Annotated in this window: 24 protein-coding genes and 1 tRNA gene; 13 read left to right on the forward strand and 12 right to left on the reverse strand. The window is 65.5% G+C overall.

Annotation, left to right across the window (positions count from 1 at the left end; all coding sequences use genetic code 11):
* Positions 1-111: 111 nt before the first annotated feature.
* Together CLM73_RS21425 and pbpG are read left to right on the forward strand one after the other, a co-directional pair.
* A tRNA-Arg gene (locus CLM73_RS21425) sits at positions 112-186 on the forward strand.
* Positions 187-496: 310 nt separating this feature from the next.
* Complete coding sequence (gene pbpG / locus CLM73_RS21435; protein ID WP_234015707.1) at positions 497-1,699, forward strand: D-alanyl-D-alanine endopeptidase; 1,203 nt, start codon at positions 497-499, stop codon at positions 1,697-1,699.
* Between the two features lie 60 nt (positions 1,700-1,759).
* On the opposite strand, the gene CLM73_RS21440 is transcribed toward pbpG, so the two are convergent.
* Positions 1,760-2,989 carry an MFS transporter gene (locus tag CLM73_RS21440; RefSeq protein WP_105240148.1) on the reverse strand — a complete coding sequence of 410 codons (1,230 nt, stop codon included), beginning with the start codon at positions 2,987-2,989 and terminating at the stop codon, positions 1,760-1,762.
* Positions 2,974-4,182, reverse strand: coding sequence for an MFS transporter (locus CLM73_RS21445; RefSeq protein WP_105240149.1), 1,209 nt, complete (start codon positions 4,180-4,182; stop codon positions 2,974-2,976). Before CLM73_RS21445 ends, CLM73_RS21440 begins: the two co-directional genes overlap by 16 nt.
* Positions 4,183-4,317: 135 nt before the next feature.
* Here CLM73_RS21445 and CLM73_RS21450 point away from each other — a divergent pair, with 135 nt between their 5' ends.
* Positions 4,318-4,911: a TetR/AcrR family transcriptional regulator gene (locus CLM73_RS21450; protein ID WP_105240150.1), complete on the forward strand. Its 594-nt coding sequence runs from the start codon at positions 4,318-4,320 to the stop codon at positions 4,909-4,911.
* Between the two features lie 89 nt (positions 4,912-5,000).
* Here CLM73_RS21450 and CLM73_RS21455 read toward each other — a convergent pair whose 3' ends face one another.
* The gene (locus tag CLM73_RS21455) at positions 5,001-5,387 is read right to left on the reverse strand and encodes a ribbon-helix-helix domain-containing protein (RefSeq protein WP_056570831.1); all 387 of its coding nucleotides are present in this window, start codon (positions 5,385-5,387) and stop codon (positions 5,001-5,003) included.
* A gap of 198 nt (positions 5,388-5,585) precedes the next feature.
* On the opposite strand from CLM73_RS21455, the gene adhP reads away from it, so the two are divergent.
* The 5 genes from adhP (at position 5,586) to CLM73_RS21480 (ending at position 11,355) form a co-directional block, all read left to right on the forward strand.
* Complete coding sequence (gene adhP, locus CLM73_RS21460; RefSeq protein ID WP_105240151.1) at positions 5,586-6,611, forward strand: alcohol dehydrogenase AdhP; 1,026 nt, start codon at positions 5,586-5,588, stop codon at positions 6,609-6,611.
* 181 nt (positions 6,612-6,792) lie between these two features.
* Positions 6,793-7,785 carry a LacI family DNA-binding transcriptional regulator gene (locus tag CLM73_RS21465; protein WP_234015708.1) on the forward strand — a complete coding sequence of 331 codons (993 nt, stop codon included), beginning with the start codon at positions 6,793-6,795 and terminating at the stop codon, positions 7,783-7,785.
* A 150-nt stretch (positions 7,786-7,935) separates the two neighbouring features.
* Positions 7,936-8,841 (forward strand): dihydrodipicolinate synthase family protein, encoded by a 906-nt coding sequence (locus CLM73_RS21470; protein WP_105240153.1) that lies wholly within the window; start codon positions 7,936-7,938, stop codon positions 8,839-8,841.
* A gap of 83 nt (positions 8,842-8,924) precedes the next feature.
* Entirely contained in the window at positions 8,925-9,908 is a 984-nt protein-coding gene (locus tag CLM73_RS21475; RefSeq protein WP_105240154.1) for a Bug family tripartite tricarboxylate transporter substrate binding protein, read from the forward strand.
* A 19-nt stretch (positions 9,909-9,927) separates the two neighbouring features.
* Positions 9,928-11,355 (forward strand): FAD-binding oxidoreductase, encoded by a 1,428-nt coding sequence (locus tag CLM73_RS21480; RefSeq protein ID WP_105240155.1) that lies wholly within the window; start codon positions 9,928-9,930, stop codon positions 11,353-11,355.
* Between the two features lie 40 nt (positions 11,356-11,395).
* On the opposite strand, the gene CLM73_RS21485 is transcribed toward CLM73_RS21480, so the two are convergent.
* The 4 genes from CLM73_RS21485 to CLM73_RS21500 all read right to left on the reverse strand — a co-directional run bounded on the left by CLM73_RS21485 (position 11,396) and on the right by CLM73_RS21500 (position 14,556).
* Entirely contained in the window at positions 11,396-11,974 is a 579-nt protein-coding gene (locus tag CLM73_RS21485; protein WP_105240156.1) for a DJ-1/PfpI family protein, read from the reverse strand.
* A 144-nt stretch (positions 11,975-12,118) separates the two neighbouring features.
* Complete coding sequence (gene ybaK / locus CLM73_RS21490; protein ID WP_105240157.1) at positions 12,119-12,607, reverse strand: Cys-tRNA(Pro) deacylase; 489 nt, start codon at positions 12,605-12,607, stop codon at positions 12,119-12,121.
* A 32-nt stretch (positions 12,608-12,639) separates the two neighbouring features.
* On the reverse strand, positions 12,640-13,623 hold the full coding sequence (gene xerD / locus CLM73_RS21495) for a site-specific tyrosine recombinase XerD (protein ID WP_105240158.1): 984 nt from the start codon (positions 13,621-13,623) through the stop codon (positions 12,640-12,642).
* 9 nt (positions 13,624-13,632) lie between these two features.
* On the reverse strand, positions 13,633-14,556 hold the full coding sequence (locus CLM73_RS21500) for a LysR substrate-binding domain-containing protein (protein ID WP_105240159.1): 924 nt from the start codon (positions 14,554-14,556) through the stop codon (positions 13,633-13,635).
* Positions 14,557-14,721: 165 nt separating this feature from the next.
* Here CLM73_RS21500 and CLM73_RS21505 point away from each other — a divergent pair, with 165 nt between their 5' ends.
* The 5 genes from CLM73_RS21505 to CLM73_RS21520 all read left to right on the forward strand — a co-directional run bounded on the left by CLM73_RS21505 (position 14,722) and on the right by CLM73_RS21520 (position 19,941).
* On the forward strand, positions 14,722-16,404 hold the full coding sequence (locus tag CLM73_RS21505) for a thiamine pyrophosphate-binding protein (RefSeq protein WP_105240160.1): 1,683 nt from the start codon (positions 14,722-14,724) through the stop codon (positions 16,402-16,404).
* Positions 16,405-16,547: 143 nt separating this feature from the next.
* Positions 16,548-17,741 carry an acyl-CoA dehydrogenase gene (locus CLM73_RS21510; RefSeq protein WP_056570859.1) on the forward strand — a complete coding sequence of 398 codons (1,194 nt, stop codon included), beginning with the start codon at positions 16,548-16,550 and terminating at the stop codon, positions 17,739-17,741.
* A gap of 313 nt (positions 17,742-18,054) precedes the next feature.
* The gene (locus CLM73_RS29000; protein ID WP_158685912.1) at positions 18,055-18,330 is read left to right on the forward strand and encodes a hypothetical protein; all 276 of its coding nucleotides are present in this window, start codon (positions 18,055-18,057) and stop codon (positions 18,328-18,330) included.
* Positions 18,309-18,740 (forward strand): hypothetical protein, encoded by a 432-nt coding sequence (locus CLM73_RS21515; RefSeq protein WP_105240161.1) that lies wholly within the window; start codon positions 18,309-18,311, stop codon positions 18,738-18,740. Before CLM73_RS29000 ends, CLM73_RS21515 begins: the two co-directional genes overlap by 22 nt.
* Positions 18,741-18,954: 214 nt before the next feature.
* A complete protein-coding gene (locus tag CLM73_RS21520) occupies positions 18,955-19,941 on the forward strand; it encodes a TRAP transporter substrate-binding protein (protein WP_105240162.1) in 987 nt (328 codons plus the stop codon).
* A gap of 15 nt (positions 19,942-19,956) precedes the next feature.
* Here the strand turns inward: CLM73_RS21520 and CLM73_RS21525 are convergent, their stop codons facing one another.
* The 5 genes from CLM73_RS21525 to CLM73_RS21545 all read right to left on the reverse strand — a co-directional run bounded on the left by CLM73_RS21525 (position 19,957) and on the right by CLM73_RS21545 (position 26,029).
* The gene (locus tag CLM73_RS21525) at positions 19,957-20,400 is read right to left on the reverse strand and encodes a MaoC family dehydratase (RefSeq protein WP_056570863.1); all 444 of its coding nucleotides are present in this window, start codon (positions 20,398-20,400) and stop codon (positions 19,957-19,959) included.
* 72 nt (positions 20,401-20,472) lie between these two features.
* Positions 20,473-21,723: a benzoyl-CoA 2,3-epoxidase subunit BoxA gene (gene boxA, locus CLM73_RS21530; protein WP_105240163.1), complete on the reverse strand. Its 1,251-nt coding sequence runs from the start codon at positions 21,721-21,723 to the stop codon at positions 20,473-20,475.
* 43 nt (positions 21,724-21,766) lie between these two features.
* Complete coding sequence (boxB, locus tag CLM73_RS21535) at positions 21,767-23,194, reverse strand: benzoyl-CoA 2,3-epoxidase subunit BoxB (protein WP_105240164.1); 1,428 nt, start codon at positions 23,192-23,194, stop codon at positions 21,767-21,769.
* A 49-nt stretch (positions 23,195-23,243) separates the two neighbouring features.
* Positions 23,244-24,914: a 2,3-epoxybenzoyl-CoA dihydrolase gene (boxC, locus tag CLM73_RS21540; RefSeq protein ID WP_105240165.1), complete on the reverse strand. Its 1,671-nt coding sequence runs from the start codon at positions 24,912-24,914 to the stop codon at positions 23,244-23,246.
* Positions 24,915-25,120: 206 nt separating this feature from the next.
* Entirely contained in the window at positions 25,121-26,029 is a 909-nt protein-coding gene (locus tag CLM73_RS21545) for a helix-turn-helix transcriptional regulator (protein WP_056570871.1), read from the reverse strand.
* Positions 26,030-26,176 lie beyond the last annotated feature (147 nt).

Here is a 26,176-nt window from a genome sequence, read left to right on the forward strand (position 1 = left end):
ACTTCGGCTCGCAAGTTCCGCAGCAATTTCAAGGCCTTAGTGCAAAGCGCGCCCACGCTGGCGCCCGCTTGCCGCCCTCAGTGGCACAAGCGTCTCGCGCACCCCGCCCCGCTCGCCGTAGTTAAATGGATATAACCGGCCCCTCCTAAGGGTCAATTGGTGGTTCGATTCCACCCGGCGAGGCCACTCAAGCCTCGGCCTTGCGCGCCGTCTCTGCTCAAAAAAGTCCACCCATTCAGCCAGATGAGGGTTAATCCGGGCTACGCTCTTGCGCGCCGCGCGGTTAGCTTTGCGACTTCCGACATGTGACCAATTGCTGCTGCGTCAATATGTCACTGATATTTTTTTCGGTAAACGTCGCAAATCGCCTTGCGTGACACTTGAAATTGCTGTTTAAATTCGACGCGTAAGCCCATAATTCATCTGGACTTTTCCTGATCCGACGAAACGCCGGCTTAAGAAATATTTGTTCACAGACCGCTAAGCCTGCTCAACCATGGCCTTTTCCTGGACACGTGCAATTGCGAAAGCCCTAGCGCCTGCCGCGCTGGCGGTGTGCGCGCTCCTGCCCCCTGCGGCACAAGCAGCCAAGAACTCCGATCCTTGCAAGACCAACGCCAAATCGGCGGCCTGCAAGGCGCAACAAGCAAAGAAAGCCTCCGCGCCCAAGGCGGGCTCGGGCAAGAGCGCCGCCGCCAAGCAGGCGGCGCCGTCCGCCAAGAAGGCGCCTCCCAAATCCTCGTCGGCCAAGAAGGCACCGCCCAAGGGCGGCAAGCAGGTCGCCGCGAAAGGCACGCCGTCCAAGAAGGCCGGCGCGTCGGGTAAGAGCGGCAAGGGTGGCAAGGCGGACAAGGCCGCTCGCGGCCGGCGCGTTGCCGCAGCCGCCGCGGCCAGCGCCGCGATGCCGCCGCCCGCCGCCTCGGCACGCGCCGAAGCGGCCGCGCTGCGGTCCAGCACTGCCTACGTGCAAGACCTGGAAACCTCCACGGTCATCTTCGCCAAAAACGAAAACGTCGTGCGCCCCATCGCTTCGATCTCGAAGCTGATGACCGCCGTCGTCGTCGTGGACGCCAACCTGCCGATGGACGAAATGCTTGAGATCACCGACGACGACGTCGACGAACTCAAGCACACGACGTCGCGCCTGCGCGTGGGCACCAAGCTGTCGCGCGGCGACATGCTGCATCTGGCGCTGATGTCCTCCGAGAATCGCGCCGCCAACGCGCTGGGCCGCCACTATCCCGGCGGGCTGCGGGCATTCGTAGCCGCCATGAATGCGAAGGCGCAGTCGCTGGGCATGACCAACACGCGGTTCATCGAGCCCACCGGCCTGTCCAGCAACAACGTGTCGTCGCCGCATGATCTGGCGCGCCTGTTGCGCGCGGCGTCGCAGCGTCCGCTGATCCACCGCTACTCCACCGATACGGAGTACGAGGTCGAGATCAACAACCGCACGCAAACCTTCCGCAACACCAACCTGCTGGTGCGCAAGCCCGACTGGGACATCAAGGTGTCCAAGACCGGCTACATCAACGAAGCGGGCGAATGCCTGGTGATGCTGGCGCGCATCAACGGCCGCGACCTGGCGATCGTGCTGCTGGATTCGCAGGGCAAGCTCTCGCGTATCGGCGATGCCGTGCGCATCCGTCGCATCGTGCAGAGCGAAGTGGCCATGGCGTCGATTGGCGCGGGCGGCTGATGACTGGCTGACCATTGCGCGCGGTAATGATGAAGGGCCCGATTGCATCGGGCCCTTTTCTCATTTGGCGCGCACTCCCGTGCTGCACTTGCCGGGTTCGCGTTCAGAGCCGGCTTTCGCGCCTTGCTCCCTCAGGCCGGCATACAGCGTCAGCACCAGCAACGCCGCAGTTGCCAATCCTGCGGCGGCAAACAGAGTGCCGGTCAACCCGAAGCCATCGACGATCTGGCCGCCTGCCCACGATCCAAGTGAAATGCCGATATTGAACACGCCGACATACAGCGCGGTGGCGACTTCGACATTCCCCGGCGCGGCCTTCATCATCCAGGTCATCAGGCCGACAGACACGCCGCCATAGGCCAGGCCCCATACCGCGAGCGCCACCCCACCCCCGATAGGAAGACCACCCACGACCAGGAACAGCGCCGGTGTCAGCAGCAGCCCCAGCGCAATCGCCATCAAGGTCGGCACGGTACGCTGTGCCGCGGCGATGCCAGCGAGAAAGTTGCCGGCGATGCCTGCAAGTCCATAGGCAAACAGCAGCGCGCCAATCCATTGCGCGTCGAATCCCGACACCGACAGCAAGAGCGGACGCACGAAGGTGAAGGCCGTGAAGTGCCCGGCCACCAGCAACAACGTCAGCAGCAGCCCCGCCTGCAATCCGCGATTGGCCAGTTGCGCGCCGAACTGGCGCACATCAGCCGAACTGGCAACGGGCAGCGCGGGCATGACGGCAAGATGAAGCGCCAGCACCAGCGCGCTGAACACGGCCATGCCGGCGAAGGCCCAGCGCCACCCGGCGAGTTCGCCAATCAGCGAGCCAAGCGGCACGCCCATCACGGATGCGGCGGCGACGCCGCCAAAGATGATGGATGTCGCCAAGCCGACCGCGCGGTGCGGAACGAGCCGCGCTGCGAGGCCGCCAGCGATGGCCCATATGCCTCCCATGCAGAATCCGACGAGGACGCGCGCCGCGAGCAGCCATCCCAGGCCGGGCGCGAGTGCCGCCCCCAAGTTGGCGATCACCAGCAGGCCCAGCAGCCCGCTCAGGATCTTGCGCCGATCCATGCCCCCCGACGCGATCACCACCAACGGCGCGAACAGCGCAGCCAGCAACGCGGGCAACGAGATTGTCAGCCCGGCCGTTCCCGTGGAGATGCGCAGCGTGTCGGCAATGGGCGTCAGCAGGCCGACCGGAAGCATTTCCGTGGTCACGACGGAGAAAGTGGCAAGACTGGCCGCGCCGACGGCCAGCCACAACGACCGGGCCGCCATCACGCGGTCCTCCATGCCGACAAGCCATGGACGCGCAGGCGCCGATGCCCCCACAACGCCACAAGCATCACCACCGCGCCTGCGCCGAGCGCGACAGTAAAGCCCGCCCTGGCGCCATCGCCATCCACCACGTGGCCGGAAAGCGCAGCGCCCAGCGCAACGCCGACATTAAATCCTGCCAGCAGCCAGGTCATGCCCTCGGTCAGGCGTTGCTCGGGCACCAGGCGCTCGACCAGCGACATGGCCACGATCATGGTCGGCGCGAAGAATGCCCCGGCGATCAGCACCGCCCCAGCCAGTGCGGCGATGCTGCCAACGTGCAGGAATGGCAAGGTGGTGGCTGCGGTTGCCAGGCCGCCCAGCAGCAAGAGGCGATGCAGCGGCGTCTCTACCTTGAACGCGCCGAACAGCAGTCCGGCCGCGCAGGAACCCACGGCATACGCCGACAGCACCAGACTGGCCGCGGCCGGCTGGCCCATCTGTTCGGCGAAGGCCACGCTTACGATGTCCACCGTGCCCACGATGACGCCCATCGCCACCATCAGCAGCGCCAGCACACGCACGTGCGCCGATCGGATCACCGATCCGGAACCCGCGGTGACGGCGTCTTGCGCCTGGACGGGTGGTTCGGTGCCACGCTGCACGACCAGCGCGAACACGCCAAGCATCAGCAGCAGTGCCGCGGCCAGCGGACCGGCCTGAGGAAACGCCACCACCGACAGTCCGACCGACAACGGCGGTCCGGCGATGAACGTGACTTCGTCGAGCACGGTTTCCAGCGAATAAGCCGTCTGCAAACGCGGCTGGCCGCGGTACAGCGCCGCCCAGCGCGCCCGCACCATTGCAGACATGCTCGGCATGAATCCCGCCAGCACGGCGCCGGCAAACAGGGTCCAGTCCCCCGCCTGCCACCACGCGCCGCCGAGCAGAATCAGAAAGCCGATGACGCTTACCGCCGTGGCGGCGGGCAGTACGCGCGTTTGCCCATGGCGGTCCACCAGGCGGGAAACGTGCGGCGACAGCAGCGCATAGGTCAGCACAAAGGTGGCGGATACGGCCCCCGCCAAGGCATAGCTGCCGCGCAGTTGCGACAGCATGGTGATGATGCCGATGCCGGTCATCGGCAGCGGGACCCGCGCCAACAGGCCCGCCAAGGCAAAGCCCCGCGTGCCGCGGGCGGCGAAAAGGTCGCCATAAGGGTTGGTCATTCAGCTCTCCAGCAGGTATCGGCTTGCCGCTGAACGGCCGGCCAGCGACAATACAAACAGTCCGTATGAATAGAATCCTATATTCATACGGGCTGTTTGTAAATAATCATACGTTCCGTATGTAAGGAGAGAGGGATGGTTCGCCGCACGCGCGCCGAGATGGAAGAAACCCGCGCCACGCTGCTCGCAACGGCTAGACAGTGCTTCGCGGCGCATGGCTATGCCGCCACTTCGATGGACGACCTCACCGCGCAGGCGGGACTGACCCGTGGCGCGCTATATCACCACTTCGGCGACAAGAAGGGATTGCTGACGGCTGTCGTGGCGCAGATCGACGCCGAGATGGATGCACGCCTGCAGACGATCTCGGACGGCGCCGACGACGCTTGGGAAGGCTTTCGCAAACGCTGCCATGCCTATCTGGAAATGGCGCTGGAGCCTGAGATTCAGCGCATCGTGCTACGCGACGCCACGGCGGTCCTGGGCGGCGCATCGCCGGAATCCCAACGCCACTGCGTCGAATCGATGCGGCGCCTGATCGACAACCTCATCCAGCAAGGGGTTGTGGCCGACGCGGATGCGCAGGCGCTGGCGTCGCTGATTTACGGCAGTCTGGCCGAGGCCGCGTTCTGGATTGCCGACGGCGAAGACGGCAATGCACGGCTGGCGCGCGGCATTGCGGCATTGGAGCTGTTGCTGCGCGGGTTGCGGGCCAGGCAGCAGGCCTGACGAATGGTAGGCCTGACGAATGGCCGGGCCGGGGCGCTGCCGTTACTCGGCCGGGCGTCCTGCCCTCGCCGGCCGCATGGACGCGTGCGTCATGCCGCGCGGCGCTTTGCCGGGACCGGCTGGGCGTCGCACAGCGACGGCGGCAGCCCTTCCAGAACGGCTTTTGCATTGAGCGATTGAATCGGCACGCTGGCGTCGCGCGGGATCCGGCCGTCGGCCTGCAGCAGCTGATACCGAAGGCAGCACACGCGCAGGAACGAGGTGAAGTTGGCGGCCTCGCCGCGGTACTCGACCAGTTCGTCGTACAGGCGTTCGATCAGTTGCGTGACCCGCATGCCGTCCCGCCCGGCGATTTCTTCAAGGACCTGCCAGAACAGGTGCTCGAGCCGCAGGCTGGTCGCCACGCCATGCAGGCGCAGCGATCGGGTTTCGCAGGCATAGGAGTGCTCGGTGGCGCGGATGAAGATTTCACACATGGGAGGCTCCTGGGCATCGGCGACACGCTGCCGGGACCGGCGCGCCTGCAAACGACTGTACGACGATTGCCGCGCCGCCCGCAATACGGCCCCGACTGGGTGACGAGTTGTACCTTCCCGCGCTGATTGATGTACATCATGGCTTTGGCCGACCAAGCGGCCGAGCATAGTGAAACTGATCAGACTTCGGAGGTAGTGATGAACAAGACCATGAAGGCCGCAGTGGCACGCGCGTTTGGCCAACCGCTGGTAATCGAAGAAGTCGCCGTGCCGCGCCCAGGTCCCGGCGAGCTCCTGGTAAAGATCGAAGCCTGCGGCGTCTGTCACACGGACCTGCACGCCGTTGAGGGCGACTGGCCCGTCAAACCCAATCCCCCTTTCATTCCCGGCCACGAGGGCGTCGGCTACGTCGTCGCCGCGGGTGCTGGCGTCACCCACGTCAAGGAAGGCGACCGCGTCGGAATCCCCTGGCTGTACTCCGCTTGCGGCCATTGCGAACACTGCCTGGGCGGCTGGGAAACCCTGTGCGAATCGCAGCAGAACACGGGTTACTCCGTCAACGGCGGCTTCGCTGAATACGCGCTGGCGGCCGCCGATTACGTGGGCCTCTTGCCCAAGAGCGTCGGCTTCGTCGACGTGGCCCCGATCCTGTGCGCCGGCGTCACCGTGTACAAGGGCCTGAAGATGACGGACACGCGCCCGGGCAACTGGGTGGTCATCTCGGGGATCGGCGGCTTGGGCCACATGGCGGTGCAATACGCGAAGGCGATGGGCCTGAACGTCGCCGCGGTGGATATCGACGACGCCAAGCTGGACTTCGCGCGCCGCCTGGGCGCCGAAGTCACCGTCAATGCGCGGACCACGGATCCGGCTGCGTACCTGAAACGGGAGATCGGCGGCGCGCATGGTGCGTTGATCACCGCGGTGTCGCCCAAGGCTTTCGAGCAGGCGCTCGGCATGGTGCGCCGGGGCGGCACGATCTCGCTGAATGGGCTGCCGCCGGGGGACTTCCCGCTGTCGATCTTCGACATGGTGCTGAACGGCGTGACCGTGCGCGGCTCCATTGTCGGTTCCCGGCTGGATCTGCAGGAGTCGCTGCAGTTTGCCGAAGAAGGCAAGGTCCACGCCACGGTCGCCACCGAAAGCCTGGAAAACATCAACAGCGTGTTCGACCGCATGAAGCAGGGCCAGATCGAAGGCCGCATCGTGCTCGACTTCGCCTGATCCCTGCGTGCGCCACAATGGCGCCCGCTGCGGCCCATGCCGCGGCGGGCGCTTTTTCATGGCGGCGGCTCGGTACAATCCGGCCTACCCTGATCCCAGCGAGGCCGCATTGCCTACCCCTCCCACTGAGCGTCGCAGCAAGCCTGCCACCAGCCGCGCGCCTCGGCGTGGATCCGGCCGGGTGACCATTGCCGACGTCGCGCGCGTGGCGGGCATGTCGATGCACACGGTGTCGCGCGTGCTGAACGCCCCCGAGAACGTGCCTGAACGCACGGTCAAGCTGATCCACGACGCCATCGCCCAGACCGGATATGTGCAGGACCTGGTGGCCGGCGGGCTGGCCAGCGGCCGCAGCCGTCTGGTGGCGGTGACGGTGCCCACGCTGGGCAGCCCGGTGTTTCTGGAGGCGTTGCAGACGCTCAGCCTGCATCTGAGCCGGCACGGGTATCAAATGATGCTGACCGAAAGCGGCTACGAACCCGAGCTGGAAGTGCCCGCCCTGCAAGCGATCCTGGGCCGGCGGCCCGATGGCGTGGTCATGATGCGCACGGTGCTGACCCCGACGGGACGCACGCAGTTGCGCGCGGCGCGCATTCCCGTCGTGGAAGCCTGGGATTGGAATGACGATCCGGTCGACATGCTGATCGGTTTTTCGCACGAGGCTGCGGGCGCTTGCGTGGCGCAGTTTCTGTCCGAAACCGGAAGGCGGCGGCCCGTGGCCGTCATCGGCAACGATCCGCGCGCGGGTCGCCGGTTGCAGGGTTTCACGGCGGCAGCGCGCAAGTTGCGCTTGATCGACGCGGACGCTGATACGCCCCACGTGCTGATCCCCGCCCCCGCCACGATGGGCGCGGGCCGCAGCGGTCTGGCCGAACTGCTGTCGCGCGTGCCCGATGCCGATGCCGTGGTGTGCAGCACCGACATGATTGCCATGGGCGTGTTGCTGGAAGCCGCGGCGCTGGGCAGACAGGTGCCGGGCGACCTGGCCGTCGTGGGATTCGGCGATCAGGCCTACGCGGCGGCCACCACCCCGCCTTTGACGACCGTGCGCATTGACGGCTCGTTGATTGGCGAGCAGGCGGCGCGCGCCATCATCGACCGCCTGGACGGACAGGCCAACGAGGGCCTGCGGGTCGATGTGGGATTCACGTTGATGCGGCGTCAGAGCGCCTGACGCTTCGCCTGTCCCGCCCACGTTGAACCGCACCGTGATCTGATCGGAAGCGACAAATTTCCTGGGGAAATTCCCTATCGGCAAATATTAGCGCTAATAAAATATTAGCGCTAATATTTGCCGATACTCACACCAAGATCAGGAGACAACATGCTTGACCAAGCCCGTGGCGTGTACATCGTTGCGCAGACGCCATTTCAGGAAAATGGCGCCATCGATCTGGATAGCGTCGACTCGCTGACCGACTTTTATTTTTCGCACGGCGCCAACGGCCTGACCGTGCTGGGCGTGGCCGGCGAGTCCAACAAGCTCACACCGGCGGAATCGCTGGCAGTCGCGTCGCGGTTCATCGCGCGGGCCAAGGGCAAACCGGTCGTGGTGGGCGTGAGCAACAGCAGCGTGGCGCAGATGGCCGAGCTGACCGGTCAGGTGATGGATGCCGGGGCCGCAGGCGTGATGATCGCGCCGCCGGGCGGGTTGCGCACGGAGCAGGAAGTGTTGTCCTACTTCGAGGCCGTGTTTGACCGGATCGGCAACGTGCCGACGGTGCTGCAGGACTTTCCGTTTTCGACAGGCACCTGGATGTCGGTGCCGGTGATCGGCCAGTTGATCGAGCGGCATCCGCAGATTCAGGCCGTCAAGGAAGAGGACCTGCCCAGCATCACCAAGATCACCAAGCTGCGCGCCCTGCCCGGCCGCCGGGTCGCCATTCTGACCGGCAACAACGCGATGTTCCTGCCGCTGGAAATGGGCCGCGGCATTGACGGGCCGATGGCCGGGTTCTCGCATCCCGAGATGCTGTCGCAGGTGTACTCGCTGTACACGGCAGGCCGTGTCGATGAAGCCCACGCGGTGTTCGACCGCTACCTGCCCTTGCTGAGCTACGAGAACCAGAGTCAATGGGGCGTCGCCGTCCGCAAGGAAATCATGAAACGCCGAGGCGCGATCAAGCATGCGGGCATGCGCCGGCCGGGTCCGAAGCTGGACGCGACCGACCATGCCGAGATCGATCTGCTGCTTGAACGCCTGAAGCGCACCCTGGCCGAGGCGGGTTGACCGAATTTCCCGGACGCCGTTTCTGCGGCGTTGCGGGATGCACAGCAGTACCGAACATCAAAAACCATAAGCAAGGAGACAACATGTTCAAGAGCACCAAGCAGGGCATTGCCTACGCGTGCGCGGGTCTGATCGCGCTGGCCGCATCGGCGGGCGCGAGCGCCGCGGACAACTGGCCGACCAAGCCTATCCGCATGGTCATCCCGTTCTCGGCGGGCGGGAACACCGACGTGGTGGCCCGCCTGATCGCCCCGCACATCGAGAAAGCGGTGGGTCAGCCCGTCGTGGTCGAGAACCGTCCGGGCGCGGCAGGCAACATCGCCGCGGACTTCGTGGCGCGCGCCGATGCCGACGGCTACACGCTGTTGATGGGCACGGTGGGCACGCAGGCCATCAACTACGCCATCTACAAGGACATCCGGTTCAAGCCGGCGGATTTTGCGCCGATCACGCTGGTGGCTTCCGTTCCCAACGTGCTGGCGGTGACGGCCAGCCTGCCGGTGAAGTCGGTGCAGGAACTGATCGCGTACGGCAAGAAGAATCCGGGCAAGCTGAGCTTTGCGTCCAGCGGCGCGGGCAGTTCGATCCATCTGTCGGGTGAGATGTTCAAGAGCCGCACGGGTGTCGACATGGTCCACGTGCCGTACAAGGGCAGTGCCGCGGCGGTGACTGACCTGGTCGGCGGCCAGGTGCATCTGATGTTCGACAACCTGCCGACCTCGCTGCCCTTCATCAAGAACGGCACGCTGCGCGCGTTGGCGGTGACCAGCGCCGAACGCAGCACCAATCTGCCCGATGTGCCCACCATGGCCGAGGCCGGGGTGCCTAATTTCGAGGCGGGTTCGTGGTTTGGCGTGCTGGCCCCGGCAGGCACGCCCGCGCCCATCGTGAACCGGATCGATCAGGCTATCGAGAAGGCCATGGCCGACCCCGATATGCAGAAGCGCGTGATCGAGCTGGGCGCGGTGCCGTCCGTCAAGGGTCCCGCTGAATTCAACGCCTTCATCGGCACCGAGATCGAGAAGTGGAAAGCCGTGGTGCAAGCCGCGGGCGCTTCCTCCAACTGACACGACGAAAGAGCCGGCCATGCCTGACGAAGACATCAAAGCCTCATTGCGCGCCGCCTTTCAGGGGCGCGTGCTGGACGACGCCGACGCCCTGGCGCCGCACCTGACCGACTACCGCAAGCGGTGGACGGGCCGCACCCTGGCGCTGGCGCAGCCCGACAGCACCGAGGACGTGGCCAGGCTGGTGCATTGGTGCCGTGAGCGTCGCGTCGCCATCTATCCGCAAGGGGGCAATACGGGCCTGGTCGGCGGCAGCGTGCCGGACAGCGGCGGGCACAGTATTGTGCTGTCGCTGGCCCGCATGAACGCCATTTTGGATGTGGACCGCTACAACAACACCTTGACCGCGCAGGCGGGCGCCGTGCTGGCCAACGTCCAAGAGGCCGCCGCCCAGGCGGACCGGCTGTTTCCGTTGAGCCTGGGCGCGGAAGGAAGCTGCACCTTGGGCGGCAACCTGGCCACCAACGCCGGCGGCATCCAGGTGCTGCGCTATGGCAACGCGCGCGACCTGTGCCTGGGTCTGGAAGTGGTGACGCCCGACGGGCAGATCTGGAACGGATTGCGCGGACTGCGCAAGGACAACACCGGGTACGACCTGAAGCAGCTTTTCATTGGCGCGGAGGGCACGCTGGGCATCATCACGGCCGCCACCGTCAAGCTGTATCCGCGCCCCGCCGCGCAGATGACGGCCTTCGCCGCCGTGCCGGATCCGCAAAGCGCCGTGCAACTGCTGTCGCTGGCGCAGTCGTACCTGTCGGCCAGCCTGACGGCCTTTGAACTGATCAGCGGTCCGGCGGTGGAACTGGTGCTGCAACACACGCCCGGCGCGCGCAGCCCCGTGCCCGCCAAGGCGCCGTACTACGTGCTGCTGGAATCAAGCGACGCCGAAAGCGCGGCCCATGCCACGGCGCGATTCGAGGCGTTGATGGAGGCGGCCTTCGAGGCGGGCATCGTCACGGATGCGGCCATTGCGTCGACGCTGGCGCAGTCGGCGTCGTTCTGGCAGATCCGGCATCATCTGCCCGAAGCGCAGTCCATCGACGGCGAGAACATCAAGCATGACATCTCGCTGCCGATCTCGCGCATCGGTGAGTTCATCGACGCGGCGCAGACGGCGGTGCATGGCGTTTTGCCCAACGCGCGCATCTTCGTGTTTGGCCATGTGGGCGACGGCAACCTGCACTACAACGTGTCGACGCCGCCGGGCGCGGACGCGTCGGCCTACCAAGCCATGCGCAATTCGGAGAAGGCAGTGTCAGGCGCGGTATACGACGTGGTGGCGCGCATGAACGGGTCGATCTCCGCCGAGCATGGCGTGGGACAACTGCGGGTGGGATCGATTGGCCGGTACAAACCGGCCAACGAGATGGCGATGATGGCAAGCATCAAGCGCCTGTTCGATCCGCTGGGGTTGTTCAACCCCGGGCGGGTGATCGCCGCGGACTGAGCGCGGCGCCCCGCGCGCCGCTATCAGTGCGTGATCTGGATCAGTGCGTGATCTTGGTGCCCAGCACCGCCAGGAACTGCGCCATCCATGCCGGATGCGCGGGCCAGGCGGGCGCGGACACCAGATTGCCATCCGTGTAGGCCTGGTCGACGGCGATCTCGGCGTACGTGCCGCCTGCCAGACGAACCTCGGGTGCGCACGCAGGATACGCCGAGCAGGTCCGGCCCTTCAGCACGCCGGCCGCGGCCAGGATCTGCGCGCCGTGGCAGACGGCGGCGATGGGCTTGTTGGCCTTGTCGAAATGCCGCACGATCTCCAGCAATTTTTCGTTCAGGCGCAGGTATTCGGGTGCGCGTCCGCCGGGGATCACCAGGCCGTCGTAGGACGAGGGCTCGACGCGATCGAAGTCGTAGTTCAGCGTGAAGTTGTGGCCGCGCTTTTCGGTGTAGGTCTGCGCACCTTCGAAATCATGGATCGACGTGGCCACCGTGTCGCCCGCCTTCTTGTCCGGGCAGACCGCATGCACCGTGTGTCCGACGGTCAGCAGCGTCTGGAACGGCACCATGGTTTCGTAGTCTTCGGCGTAGTCGCCGACCAGCATCAACAGTCGTTTGCTCATGATTGTCTCCGTGGGATGAGGGTGGCGTCCGGTTGCTTGCCCGAGGATCGGGCTCCGGTTCTTGGTGTTCTTGTCCCATTGTGCCCGCCGAGCCGGCGGGCGAGGTGGTAGCGGGATACCACCATAGACACCACCCGGACGCCCCTACTCCAGCGCCACCGTGACCGGCTTGGCCCCCAGCAGATCCACCAGCACGTTCGGGTCGATGCCCACCAGATAGCCGCGCCGCCCGCCGTTGATGTAGACCACCGGATATTCCAGCACGTCGGCTTCCACCCACACCGGCATCTTCTTGCGGGTGCCAAACGGCGACGTGCCGCCTACCTGATAGCCGGAATGGCGCTGCGCGACCTCGGGCTTGCAAGGCTCGACCTTTTTCAGGCCGGCCTGGCGCGCCAGGTTCTTGGTGGAGACCTCGCGGTCGCCGTGCATGACCACGATCAGCGGCTTGGCCGATTCGTCCTCCATCACCAGCGTTTTGACCACGGCGTGCGGATCCAGGCCGAGCTGGCGCGCGGCTTCGCCGGCGCCGCCGTGGTCGACGTAGTCGTAGGTGTGCTCGGAATAAGCCACCTTGTGCTGCTTGAGGAACTGGGTAGCGGGCGTTTCGGAAACGTGGCGGGCTTTGCTCATGTTGGTGCCGGTGGGTAGGAAGATGGCGGCGGTCAGCCGCGTGGATGGTGCGCCGCGTGCAACGCCTTCAGGCGTTCGCGCGCCACATGGGTGTAGATCTGCGTGGTGGAAATGTCCGCATGGCCCAGCAGCATCTGCACGACGCGCAGGTCCGCGCCGTGATTCAACAGATGGGTGGCGAAGGCGTGGCGCAGCACGTGCGGCGACAGCGGCGCATGCACGCCGGCGAGCACGGCGTATTTCTTGACCAGTTGCCAGAATGCCTGCCGCGACATCGCCTCGGCGCGGCTGGTGATGAAAAGCGCGTCGCTGACGCGGCCTGCCGCCAATTCGGGGCGCGCCGTGGCCAGGTACTGCGAAATCCAGTGGGCGGCTTCGGCGCCCAGGGGCACAAGGCGGTCCTTGCCGCCCTTGCCCAGCACCACGCGCACCACGCCTTCATTCAGGCTGACGTCCAAGGCGCGCACGCCGACCAGCTCGGACACGCGCAGGCCGGTGGCGTATAGGGTCTCGAGCATGGCGCGGTCGCGCAGGCCGCGCGGCTGGCTGACGTCGGGCGCGCGCAGCAGGGCGTCCACCTGCTGCTCGGACAGCGTCTTGGGCATCCGCGGCGGCTGCTTGGCGGCGACCAGCGTCAGGCACGGATCGCGCTCGGCGCGGTGTTCGCGCAGCGCCCAGGCGTAGAAGCGGCGCAACGCGGCAAGCCGGCGGTTGGCGGTGGTGGCGCGGGTTTCTTCGTGACGGAAGGCGAACCAGGCCTCGATGTCGGACTTTTGCGCGTCGCGGATCGGCTTGCCCGGGCCGACGGGCAGGGTCTGGGCGCGCGCCGGTTCGCCGTTGCGGTCGGCCAGTTCCCGGGCATAGGCCTCGGGGTCTTCGAGCCAGCGGGCGAAACCCGTCAGGTCGCGCCGGTAGGCGGCCAGGGTGTTGGCGGAGAGGCCGTCTTCAAGCCAGACGGCGTCGATGAAGGCGTCGATGTCGGCTTGGGAGGCGAGCGTCTGGCGGGCAGTGGGCATGGCGGGATTCTACGGCGCGGCGCGGCCGGGCAGGCGCTCGCCCACGCCGGCGGCGGCGGACTTGAGCCACGTTTCAAACGCCTTCAATGCATCGGACCGTTCGCTGCGTTGCGGATAACCGAAGTAATAGCCCTGGCTGACCGCCAGCGACTGCGGCACCGGCATGGCCAGCGCCCCCTGGTCCAACGCCGGCTGCGCCAGAAAGCGCGGCATCAACCCAACGCCCAGGCCAGCCTGCACCGCCGCCATCACCATGGTGAAGAGCTCGTAGCGCGGGCCCCCGGCCGCCTGCGGACCATACAGATAGCCATTGGCCCCGTACCACTGACGCCAGGCGTCCGGCCGCGACGCCAGGTGCAGATGCGTCAGGCCGGTCAGGCCGCCGCCCTGCTCCGCCACGCGCGCCGCCAATTCGGGCGCACAGACCGGCACCAGCTCGCGTTCGGGAAACAGCAGCCCGCCCTGCGTGCCGGGCCAGAGTCCGTCCCCGTGATACAGCGCGCCATCGAACGGCTGGTCCTTGAACTGGAACGGCAGCGTGCGCACGGACAGGCTGACGGTGATGTCGCCGTGCTCGCGCTGGAAGTCGGCCAGACGCGGGATCAGCCAGGTGGTAGCCAGCGTGGGTACGACGGCGATGTGGATGCTGCGCCCCATGCCGGTCCGGCTGACGAGACCAAAAGTGTCCTTTTCGATCTGGTCCAGATGGTGACGGATGCGGCCGGCGTACTCGGCGCCGTGATCGGTCAGCACGATCCGGCGGCGCACCCGCGTGAACAGCTGCACGCCCAGCCGCGCTTCCAGGCTGGCCACCTGGCGGTAGACGGCGCTGTGCGTCAGCGACAGCTCTTCGGCGGCGCGCGAAAAGCTGCCCAGCCGGGCCGAGGCCTCGAACGCCTGCAGGGCGGCCAGATTGGGAATGCCGTTTCTCATGGAAATACCGCCGCAAAGCCGGCCCGCCGCCGTGCGCCCGCATGCTGCGGCGCACCAGCCGGCACGTGCCGAGGGATCAACAGAATGTGCAATTTTATCAATTGCGTTGTGCGCTCAGGGAACATATGCTCGGGAGTTCTACCCTAGGCTAACCACGACACCACCATGCCCCAGCAAGATTCCCGCCTTGGCGGTCACATTCTGGTCGACCAACTGGTCGCCCATGGCGTCAAACATGTCTTTTGTGTCCCCGGCGAAAGCTATCTGGCGGTGCTGGACGGCCTGCACGATGCCGACATCAAGGTCACGGTGTGCCGCCAGGAAGGCGGCGCGGCCATGATGGCCGATGCGCACGGCAAGCTGACGGGCGAACCCGGCATCTGCATGGTGACGCGCGGCCCGGGCGCGTCCAACGCGCTGGCTGGCGTGCACATTTCCAAGCAGGATTCGTCGCCGATGATCCTGTTCGTCGGCCAGATCGAGCGCGGCATGCGCGAGCGCGAAGCCTTCCAGGAAATGGATTACCGCGCCGTGTTCGGCACGCAGGCCAAATGGGTGACCGAGATCGATCAGGTCGAACGCATTCCCGAACTGATCTCGCGCGCGTTTCACATCGCCACCTCGGGCCGCCCCGGCCCGGTCGTGATTGCGCTGCCGGAAGACATGCTGGTCGAAGCCGCCAAGGTGGCCGACGCGCCGCGCTACGAAGTGATTGAATCCGCCCCCACCGCCGGCCAGCTGGCCGACCTGGAAAAACTGCTGGCCGGCGCCAAGAACCCGGTCGCCATCCTGGGCGGCACGCGCTGGGACGCGCGCGCCGTGCAGGAATTTGCCGACTTCGCACAACGCCATGCGCTGCCGACCGCCGTGTCGTTCCGCCGCCAGATGCTGTTCCCGGCCGACCATCCTTGCTTCATCGGCGACGTGGGTCTGGGCATCAACCCCGCACTGCTCAAGCGCGTGACCGACGCCGACCTGATCCTGCTGGTGGGCGGCCGCATGTCCGAGAACCCCAGCCAGGCGTACACGCTGCTGGACATCCCGGTGCCCAAGCAAAAACTGGTGCACGTGCATCCCGATGCCGCCGAGCTGGGCCGCGTGTACCGCCCCACCCTGGCCATCAACACGTCGCCGTCCGCCTTTGCCGCGTCGCTGGCCGGCCTGAAGGCGCCGGCCGCGCCGGTCTGGGCTGAAGGCACCAAGGCGATGCGCGAGTCGTACCTGAAATGGAGCGACCCCGAAACCGTCACCACTCCGGGCGCGCTGCAATTGGGCCAGGTGATGGGGTATCTGGAAAAGACGTTGCCGGCCGACGCCATCATGACCAATGGCGCGGGCAACTATGCTACCTGGCTGCATCGCTTTCACCGCTTCACGCGCTTTGGCACGCAGTTGGCCCCTACCTCCGGATCCATGGGCTACGGTCTGCCGGCGGCCGTGGGCGCCAAGCGCGTCTGGCCGGACAAGACCGTCGTGTGCTTCGCGGGCGACGGGTGCTTCCTGATGCACGGCCAGGAGTTCGCGACGGCGGTGCAGTATGACCTGCCCATCGTCGTGATCCTGGTGGACAACGGCATGTACGGCACGATCCGCATGCACCAGGAAAAGCACTATCCGGGCCGCATTTCCGCGACCGAGCTCAAGAACCCCGATTTCGCCGACTACGCGCGCGCCTTTGGCGGCCACGGCGAACGCGTGGAGACCACCGAACAGTTCGCGCCGGCCTTCGAACGGGCACTGGCCAGCGGCAAGCCGGCGATCCTGCACTGCTTCATCGACCCGGAAACCATCAGCCCGTCCACGACCCTCGAGAAGATCCGCGAGGCGGCGCTGAAGGCCCAGCACTGAACCCTGCACGGGCGACATAACCGGCAGATCATCCGGCGGCGCGCCCAGGCGCACCGCCGTGCAAACCCCAACTTGCCGCCCGAATTATTTTAAGTTTAAACTTTCTAGATTCCGATCACGGAAATCCATAGCGGAGACCCAGCATGTCCTCGAACCCCTCATTCCACTGGCAAGATCCTCTGTTGCTGGACCAGCAACTGACCGACGAAGAGCGTATGGTGCGCGACGCCGCCTACGCCTACTCGCAGGACAAGCTGGCTCCCCGCGTGCTCAACGCGTTCCGCAACGAGAAGACCGATCCCGAGATCTTCTCCGAAATGGGCGAACTGGGCCTCCTGGGCGCCACGATTCCCGTCGAATACGGCGGCGCCGGCCTGAACTACGTCAGCTACGGCCTGATCGCCCGTGAAGTCGAACGCGTCGACTCCGGCTACCGCTCGATGATGAGCGTGCAGTCCTCGCTGGTGATGGTGCCGATCAACGAATTCGGCAGCGAAGAACAAAAGAAGAAGTACCTGCCCAAGCTGGCGCGCGGCGAGTGGATCGGCTGCTTCGGCCTGACCGAACCCAACCACGGCTCCGACCCCAACGGCATGGAAACCCGCGCCGTCAAAACGGCCGACGGCTATAAGGTCAGCGGCAACAAGATGTGGATCACCAACTCGCCCATCGCGGACGTGTTCGTGGTGTGGGCCAAGTGCGTCGGCGGCGACTTCGACGGCAAGATCCGCGGCTTCATCCTTGAAAAGGGCATGAAGGGCCTGTCGGCCCCCGCCATCCACGGCAAGGTCGGCCTGCGCGCGTCGATCACCGGCGAAATCGTCATGGACGAAGTGGAAGTGTCCGCCGACCAGATGATGCCCGGCGTGTCCGGCCTGAAGGGTCCGTTCACCTGCCTGAACTCCGCCCGCTACGGCATCGCCTGGGGCGCTGTCGGCGCCGCCGAGGCCTGCTGGCACACCGCCCGCCAATACACCCTGGACCGCAAGCAGTTCGGCCGCCCCCTGGCTGCCAACCAGCTCATCCAGAAGAAGCTGGCCGACATGCAGACCGAAATCACGCTGGCGCTGCAAGGCTGCCTGCGCCTGGGCCGCATGAAGGACGAAGGCACTGCCGCCGTCGAAATCACCTCGATCATGAAGCGCAATTCGTGCGGCAAGGCGCTGGACATCGCCCGCCTGGCCCGCGACATGCTCGGCGGCAACGGCATCTCCGACGAGTTCGGCGTCGCCCGCCACCTGGTGAACCTGGAAGTGGTCAACACCTACGAAGGCACCCACGACGTGCACGCCCTGATCCTGGGCCGCGCACAGACGGGCATCCAGGCGTTCTATTGATCGCTTGCCTGGTGTAGAAAAGAAGGCCGCCTGCTGGGCGGTCTGACCCCCGACAGTTGGAAGAAATCCAACTGTCGGGGGTTTTTTTATGACGACGTACGGTTAGCACTCCAAGCCGAGCACGGCCCAGCTAACTGAGTTGCAGGAATTTGACGTGCGTCGGTCCGATATTGGACCGACCTGACGCGCTTCGCGCAATTTCCAAATTCTTCTGATTTTCGGTCGCTAGACGGAGTGTTGTTCTACGCGCACCGCCAATCTGCAAGGATGAAATATGTCAGGCCGCCCGATTGTTCGCGTAGGCTCGGCAGGCATGGCACAGGCGCTGCTGGATGCCTACTCTGCTGTGCTGAAGAAGCGATGGCCGACCATGCAGCACCACCCAGAGAACGGTGTCTGGCCTGCGAGTGCTGACGATGTGCCAGATCATATTTCCATCAAGCTGGGCTGCGATCTTTATCGCCAGGTCAAACCCCACGAACTGACGACGGCGACGCTCCTGCGAGTGGTTGAAGCCGTACCGCTACCTTGGGGAAATGCTCGGCATCGGGCCAAAGATATCCACAAATGCGTTCGCAAGGGGACATGATGGGCTGCGTGCTGAAATTCTTCGCCATCATCATTGGATTGCTAGCTGCGCTTTGGTGTTCCATAGCCTTATGGGGCACGTTCTCGCCGATAGTGCTGTTGCATTATTCCGAGCGGGCGACGGACCGGATCGGCGTGTTTTTCAACGACAACCACAACACCGCGAAATTCGGAATGAGCCCAGGCGAGACGTCAGTCCACCACACCGCGATGTTCCCGAAGCCCGACATGTGGCTGCTGCTGACATTTCCCAGCCAAAGCACTGACTCGCTGGAAATCACCAAGCCGTTCAAGCGAATCGACGTCTGCATCGGGCCGGGCGCAAGAATTGAGCGAACGGTGATTCGCCATGGATTTCTTGATCGCTTTACCGAACCGAGCCCCCCCTGCGAGCCTACGGACAAGCGCTGAGTCGCGGCATTGCATTCCATGACGCCAATGCCGCGTTTCGCTGAACTACGCCCAAGCCGGATCCAGCAGGTTCGCAAGTTCTGGCATCGGGCTTGGTCCGAAGGCAATACGCCATACGCCCGATCCCGCACCGCCCGCGCATTGCCGTAAGCCCGACTAGGCGTACGCCTGTACACCTCGTACGCTTTGCGGATTCCCTCCACAGGAGTCGCGCATGCATCGCATCACCCCCCTGCGCCTGGCGTCAGTCATCGCCATGGCCTTCGTTGCCCACGGCGCTCAGGCCGCCACGACACTGACCATGACCACCGAATACCCGGCCACGTCCATGCCGGGTCAAGGCGTGTCCACGTTCGCCGAGCTGGTGCGCGCCAAGTCGGCGGGCAACGTCGTCATCGACGCGAGCTTCGACGCGGCCAAAGGCATCAAGTCGGGCGACATGATCGACGCGGTGCAGACGCGCAAGGTCGATGCCGGCGACGCCTTCGCCGGCGCGCTGGCCACGAAGTACCCCCTGTTTGGCGTGTCGTCCCTGCCCTTCCTGGCGGACTCGCTGTCCAAGGCGCGCAACCTCAACAAGGCGGCGCGCCCGGCGTATGAAAAGCTGCTGGCCGCGCACGGCCAGAAGCTGCTCTACACCACGCCGTGGCCAGCGTCGGGCATCTGGTCCAAGCAGAAGGTGGACAGCGTGGCGGCGCTGAAACGCCTGACCATCCGCACCTACGATGCGACGTCGCAGGACGTCATGCAGCGCGCGGGCGCACGCGCGGAGAACATCTCGTTTGCCGACGCCATGCCGCGCATCGCGTCGGGCGAGGTCAATGCGGTGCTGTCCTCCGGCGACGGCGGCGCGGGCCGCAAGCTGTGGGAATACCTGCCCCACTTCGCCGAGATCAACTACGCCATGCCGATCTCGGTGGCGACGATGAACCTGAAAGCCTACGAGGCGCTGGACGCGCGTTCGCGCAAGGCCATCGACCAGGCAGCTGCGCAGACCGAGACCGAGCAGTGGAAACGCATCGAAGGCCGCCTGCAGCAGAACTACGCGAACATGCGCAAGAATGGGGTCGCGATCAACACCGCCGTGCCGCCCGCGGTGCGCAAGGCACTGCAGGACGCCTCCAAGGAATCGATCAACGCCTGGAAAGCGGCGGCCGGCCCGGAAGGGGCCGCCATTCTGAAGCAGGCGAGCAAGCGCTAAAAAAGGCCGCGCCGGCTAATTGTTGCCGGACAGGTCGAACAGGCTGGTCGCGTCCATTTCCAGCACGCTTTCGTCGTGCTGGTTCACGACCGTCCACGCCCAGTTGATGATGCCCAGGTCCGGGCGCGAGGACGAATGCCGCGCGCCTTGCACGCGCGCGTGCAGGTGCAGGGTGTCGCCCGGGCGCACCGGCGTGCGCCAGCGGACTTCGCCCAGGCCGGGCGAGCCGAAGGATTCGGAATCATGCAAGGCGGCGTCGACCGCCATGCGCATGGCCAGCGCGCAGGTGTGCCAGCCGCTCGAGATAAGGCCGCCCCATCGGCCTGCCGCGGCGCGCTGCGGATCGGTGTGGAACCATTGGGGATCGTACTTGCGGGCAAACTCCAGGATCTCCGCTTCCGTCACGGTGACCGGCCCGCCCTTGATCACCATGCCGTCCTTGAATTCGGCGAACTTCATGTCTTGTTTTCCCCGTGCAAACGAAATCGGCGCGCCCAGGCGCGCCGATCGTCACGCATCTGTTGTTGTGGATCAGTAAGTCTCGAAGTGCAGCCGGCCTTCGCGGCGCAGCGCTTCATGCAGGATAGACCAATCCTCGCCAGACTGCACCACCACTTCGCGCAGCGCGTCCAGCACGCCGACCTCCATGCCCTTCAGGCCGCAGACGTAGATGCAGGTGTTGCGGTCGGCCAGCAATCCGCGTACCTGCTCGGCACGCTCGAGCAGCAGGTCTTGCACGTAGCGCTTGGGCTGCCCGGGTTCGCGCGAGAGCGCCAGGTTGATGTCGATGAAGTCGCGCGGCAGCTTCATCAGCGGGCCGAAGTACGGCAGCTCGCGTTCGGTGCGCGCGCCGAAAAAAAGCATGAGCTTGCCGATGTCTGCCGTGCCGATCAGGCGGCGGCTGCGCTCGGTCATGGCCCGCATCGGCGCCGAACCGGTGCCCGTGCAGATCATGATGAGATTGGCCTTCGGATGATTCGGCATCAGGAAGCTGTGGCCGAACGGGCCGATCACCTTCACCGTGTCGTTCTTGGCGAGGTCGCACAGATAGTTGGAGCAGACGCCATGCGCGGCCTCTCCACCATGGTCCTGCGTAACGCGTTTGACGGTCAGCGACAGGTTGTTGTAGCCCGCCCGTTCGCCGTCGCGCGGGCTCGCCAGCGAATACTGGCGCGCGTGATGCGGCCGGCCCATCGCGTCCACGCCGGGCGGCAGAATGCCGATCGACTGCCCTTCCAGCACCGGAAACGGCTGCTCGCCGAAGTCGAGCACGATGTGGTGGATATCGCTTTCCGTGTCGGCGCCGGTGACACGGTAGTTGCCCACGACCGTCGCGGTGATGGGCGTCTTGTGCGTGTACAGATTCACATAGGGGTGCGCAGCGGACCACGGGGGAACGGCGGCGCCGGGCGTTACCAGCATCGCCGGCGCGGCTGCCGGTTCCGCCTGCGGATCCGCCACGGCCTGCTGCGCGGCATCGCCCGCCACCGCAGCGTCCACCGGCAACGACTTTTCCTGCGGTAGCTCTTCCCAGCCGAACTGGTCCTGCACGGAATAGGCTTCGGCGCGCACCACCAGCCGCCAGTTGTCGATGGAACCGGTTGGGCACGGCGGCACGCAGGCCATGCAGCCGTTGCAGATTTCCGGATCCACGACATAGTTGTTCGAATCGTGCGTGATCGCATCGACCGGACAGGTCTCTTCGCAGGTATTGCAGCGGATGCAGATCTCGGGATCGATCAGGTGCTGCTTCAGGACTTCCACCGGTAACGGGGCGTTCATCGCCGTCCTCCCAAACGCGCGGGCACGCGGCCCGCGCGTGCCATCAGTTGAAACGCACGTACTCGAAGTTCACCGGCTGGCGGTTGACACCCATGACAGGCGGCGCGATCCAGTTGGCGAACTTGCCCGGTTCCGTGACTCGGCCCATCAGCGACGCGACGAACGCGCGATCTTCCGGCGTGGGCAGCCACTTGTGCTGATTGGCCTGCCATTGCGATTCGGACACGATCTCGCCCTCGGGCGACATGCGAATGCCGGCCAGCGTGCCGATCTGGCGGTTGAACGCCTTGTGCGGCACCTGCAGGCGAAAGGCCAGGCCGCTCTTTTCGATGACCTTGTTCCAGCGGCCGATGCCGGCCACGGAATCTCGGATGAAGTCGTCGCGCAGCACTTCGTTCAGCGCGTTGAGCATCGGCACCTCGATCTCCGTCAGCTTGCCGTTGCTGACGTTCAGCACGCGGTAGGTGTCGTTCTTGAGCTGATGGTCGTCGTTGCGCTTGGTCTCTTCGTAGCGGCCCTTCAGGCCCGAGCCATAGAAGATGGCGGCGTTGGACGACTGGTCCGCGCCGAAGAGGTCGATGGTGACGCTGTAGTGGAAGTTCAGGTAGCGCTGAATGGTGGGCAGGTCGATCACACCGGCCGCGCGTACGGCCAGCGGATCGTCGGTCTTCAGTTCCTTCATCACTTCGCAGGTGCGCTGGATGACGCGCGAGATGCCGGACTCGCCCACGAACATGTGATGCGCTTCCTCGGTCAGCATGAACTTGGTCGTGCGGGCCAGCGGATCGAAGCTGGACTCGGCCAGCGCGCACAACTGGAACTTGCCGTCGCGATCGGTGAAGTACGTGAACATGTAGAACGCCAGCCAGTCCGGCGTCTTTTCGTTGAAGGCGCCAAGGATGCGCGGATTGTCGGAATCGCCCGAGCTGCGCTGCAGCAGCGCGTCGGCTTCCTCGCGGCCGTCACGACCGAAGTAGCGATGCAGCAGATACACCATTGCCCACAGGTGGCGGCCTTCTTCGACGTTGATCTGAAACAGGTTGCGTAGGTCGTACTGCGACGGCGCGGTCAGGCCCAGGTGCCGCTGCTGCTCGATCGAGGCGGGTTCGGTGTCGCCCTGCGTGACGATGATGCGGCGCAGGTTGGCGCGGTGTTCGCCCGGCACGTCCTGCCACACGTCGCGGCCGATGTTCTCGCCAAAATGGATCTTGCGCTGCCCGTCCTGCGGCGCCAGGAAGATGCCCCAGCGGTAGTCGGGCATGCGCACGTGATTGAAATGCGCCCAGCCGTCGGGCTCGACGCTGACCGCCGTGCGCAGATAGACGTCGAAGCCGTGCGAGCCATCCGGTCCCATGTCCTGCCACCACTGCAGGTAATTGGGCTGCCAGTGTTCCAGCGCGCGCTGCAACGTGCGGTCGCCGGACAGGTTGACGTTGTTGGGAATCTTGTCGGTGTAGTTGATGCCGGACATGTCTCTCTCCTGATTCTTGGAATGGGGCCGTTTTTCTCGTTGCTGCCGCTCAGACGCGGTTCCAGTCGAATGCCGCCTGCTCGCCCTTGCCGTACAGCTTGAGCGCGCCCTTGTCGCCCGCCGCATTGGGACGGTTGAAGATCCAGTTCTGCCACGCGGTGAGCCGGCCGAAGATGCGGGTCTCCATGGTTTCTTGCCCGCCAAAACGCAGGTTGGCTTCCAGGCCGGTCAGCGCATCGGGCGACAGCGCACGGCGCTCTTCCAGCGCCAGCCGCACTTCGTCGTCCCAGTCGATGCTGTCGGGTGCATACGTGATGAGGCCCAGCTCGAGCGCGCCGGTGGCCGACAGGCTGCGTCCGGCCTGCGCGCGCACCGCTTCCAGCGGCTGCGTTTCGCCGTAAAAGCGCCGTTGCAGGCGGCTCTGGCCGTTCACCATCGGGTATGCGCCGAAGTTGCGCTCGCCCACCACAATCTGCGGCGGCGCGGCGTCGATGGCTTCGTCGTCCTCCACGTCCAGCATGTAGCTGCGGTCGGCGGCCAACGCCAGTTCCAGCAGCGTGCCCGCAAAGCACGAGCCCGGTTCGATGAGCGCGAACAGGCTGCGCGACGTCACGTCCAGCCGCGCCAGCGTGCGGCGCAGCATGCCGGCGGTCTCGCGCACGAACCAGTGGTCCGCGTGCCGTTCCAGCGCCGCGTCGGCGGCCAGCACCGCCTCGGGGTCGCCCTCGGTCTTCAGGATCCAGGTGCCGATGTCCAGTTCGTTGGTGCGCATCGACAGGATGGCGTCGTCCAGTTCGCGCGCCATCTGCAGCGGCCACCAGGCGGCGCCCGCGGCGACGATGTCCTGCAGTTCCGTTTCAACAGGGCCTTGCGGGGCGCGAACCGTCCACGTCGCCTGACGCTTTTCGCGGTCGAACTGCACGTCGACGTAGCGATAGGACAGGCTGGTCTCGGTCTCCGTACGTTGCAGCGGCGTCAGCGACACGCCTTGCTCGCCCGCCGGGCGGTGGCTGTCCTTGGCCAGCGCCTGCGCGCGGGCGCCGACTTCTTCCTCGAAACGGGCGGGCTTGACCACGTCGTCCACCAGCCGCCAGTCCTTGGCGCGTTGCCCGCGCACGCCCTCGACCAGCGTGCAGAAGATGTCGGCATGATCGTGCCGCACACGGCGCTTGTCGGTGACGCGAGTCAGGCCGCCCGTGCCGGGCAGCACGCCCAGCAGGGGCACTTCGGGCAGGGCCACGGAAGACGAGCGGTCGTCGATCAGCAGGATTTCGTCGCAGGCCAACGCCAGTTCGTAGCCGCCACCCGCGCAGGCGCCATTCAGCGCGGCGATGAACTTCAACCCGCCATGGCGGCTGGAGTCTTCGATGCCGTTACGGGTTTCGTTGGTGAACTTGCAGAAGTTCACTTTCCAGGCGTGGGTGGACAACCCCAGCATGAAGATATTGGCGCCGGAACAGAAGATCCGGTCCTTCATGCTGGTGACGACTACGCTGCGCACTTCCGGGTGTTCGAAACGGATGCGCTGCAGCGCGTCGTGCAATTCGATGTCGACGCCCAGGTCGTACGAATTGAGCTTGAGCTTGTAGCCGGGGCGCAGGCCGCCGTCTTCGGCGACGTCCATGGCCAGTGTCGCGACCGCACCGTCGAAGGCCAGGCGCCAATGCCGGTACTGGGCGGGATCGGTTCGAAAGTCGACCCGGCTGATGGGGCTGCTCATAGTGTGTCTCCTCATACGCCCGGTGCTCGGACAGGAACAATATTGCACCACATGAATTATTATGCAGATTAGTGCAGGCGATTCGGAGCGTCAAGCGGAATATGCAGGAAAGTGCAGGTCTTGTAGGTATCGCAGTGGACAGCAAAAGGCCGCCCGCGAACGGGCGGCCAATCGAAGACCAGGCAGGGCGAGTGGCCGGAGCAGTGTTACAACGGCAGCCCGCAAGCCTTGCGCACCTGCGTGCGCAAGCCAGCAAAGCTTTCCGGCACCTCCAGATTGCTCGTCACCCAGGTCAGATCCGCCTTGGCGTAAAACGCCTCGCGTCCGGCCAGGATGCGCTTCAGGTCAGCCATGGCTTCGTTGTTGCCCGACATGGGGCGGAAGTCGCCCTGCGCCATGACGCGGCCCATGTGCTCTTCGGGCGTGGCGCGCAGCCAGACCGTGTAGCAATGGGTCAGCAGCAGATTCAGCGTGGCAGGTTCCGACACCAGGCCGCCAGGCGTGGCCAGCACCATTTCCGGGTAGATCTGCACGGCCTCTTCGAGCGCGCGCCGTTCGTAACGGCGATAGGCGTTGGGGCCGTAGAGGTTGTGGATCTCCAGGATGCCGCAGCCCGCCACGCGCTCGATCTCGCGGTTCAGTTCCACAAAGGGATAGCCCAGGTCGTCGGCCAGCATCTGGCCCAGCGTCGACTTGCCCGCGCCGCGCAGGCCGATCAGCGCCACGCGCTGCGTGCGGTTCGGGCGCTGTGCCCCCGCCCCCACGCCAAACAGCTGCGACAGCGCCTCGCGGGCGCGCTGCAGATCCGACTCGGTGCGCCCGCTGAGCAATTCACGGATCAGCAGCCAGTCGGGCGATTCCGTCGTGACGTCGCCCACCAGCTCCGCCAGTGCGCAGTTGAAGGCGCGGGCAATCTGCAGCAGCACCAGGATCGACGCGTTGCCGACGCCATGTTCCAGATTGGCCAGGTGGCGTTCGGACACGCCTGTCGCCTGGGACAACCCCTTGCGCGTCATGCCGCGAATGGCGCGCAAACGGCGCACGCGCTCGCCCAGAGCGATCAGAAAGGGCTCGCGCCGGGGTTCGATGGGCGCCGTGTCTAGCGCTTGATTCATGGTTCGACTGACTCCGCAAAAACCCTGATTACCGCTCTTTTATGCACTATAGTGCTTGACCCACATCAACGGAAGCACTATTTTTCCATCCAACGAGTCCACAGCCGATCCGGTGCAAAAAAACAGCAGTCCAGTTCGGACTGCCAA

Source organism: Achromobacter spanius, assembly GCF_002966795.1.
Lineage (GTDB): Bacteria > Pseudomonadota > Gammaproteobacteria > Burkholderiales > Burkholderiaceae_B > Achromobacter > Achromobacter spanius_D.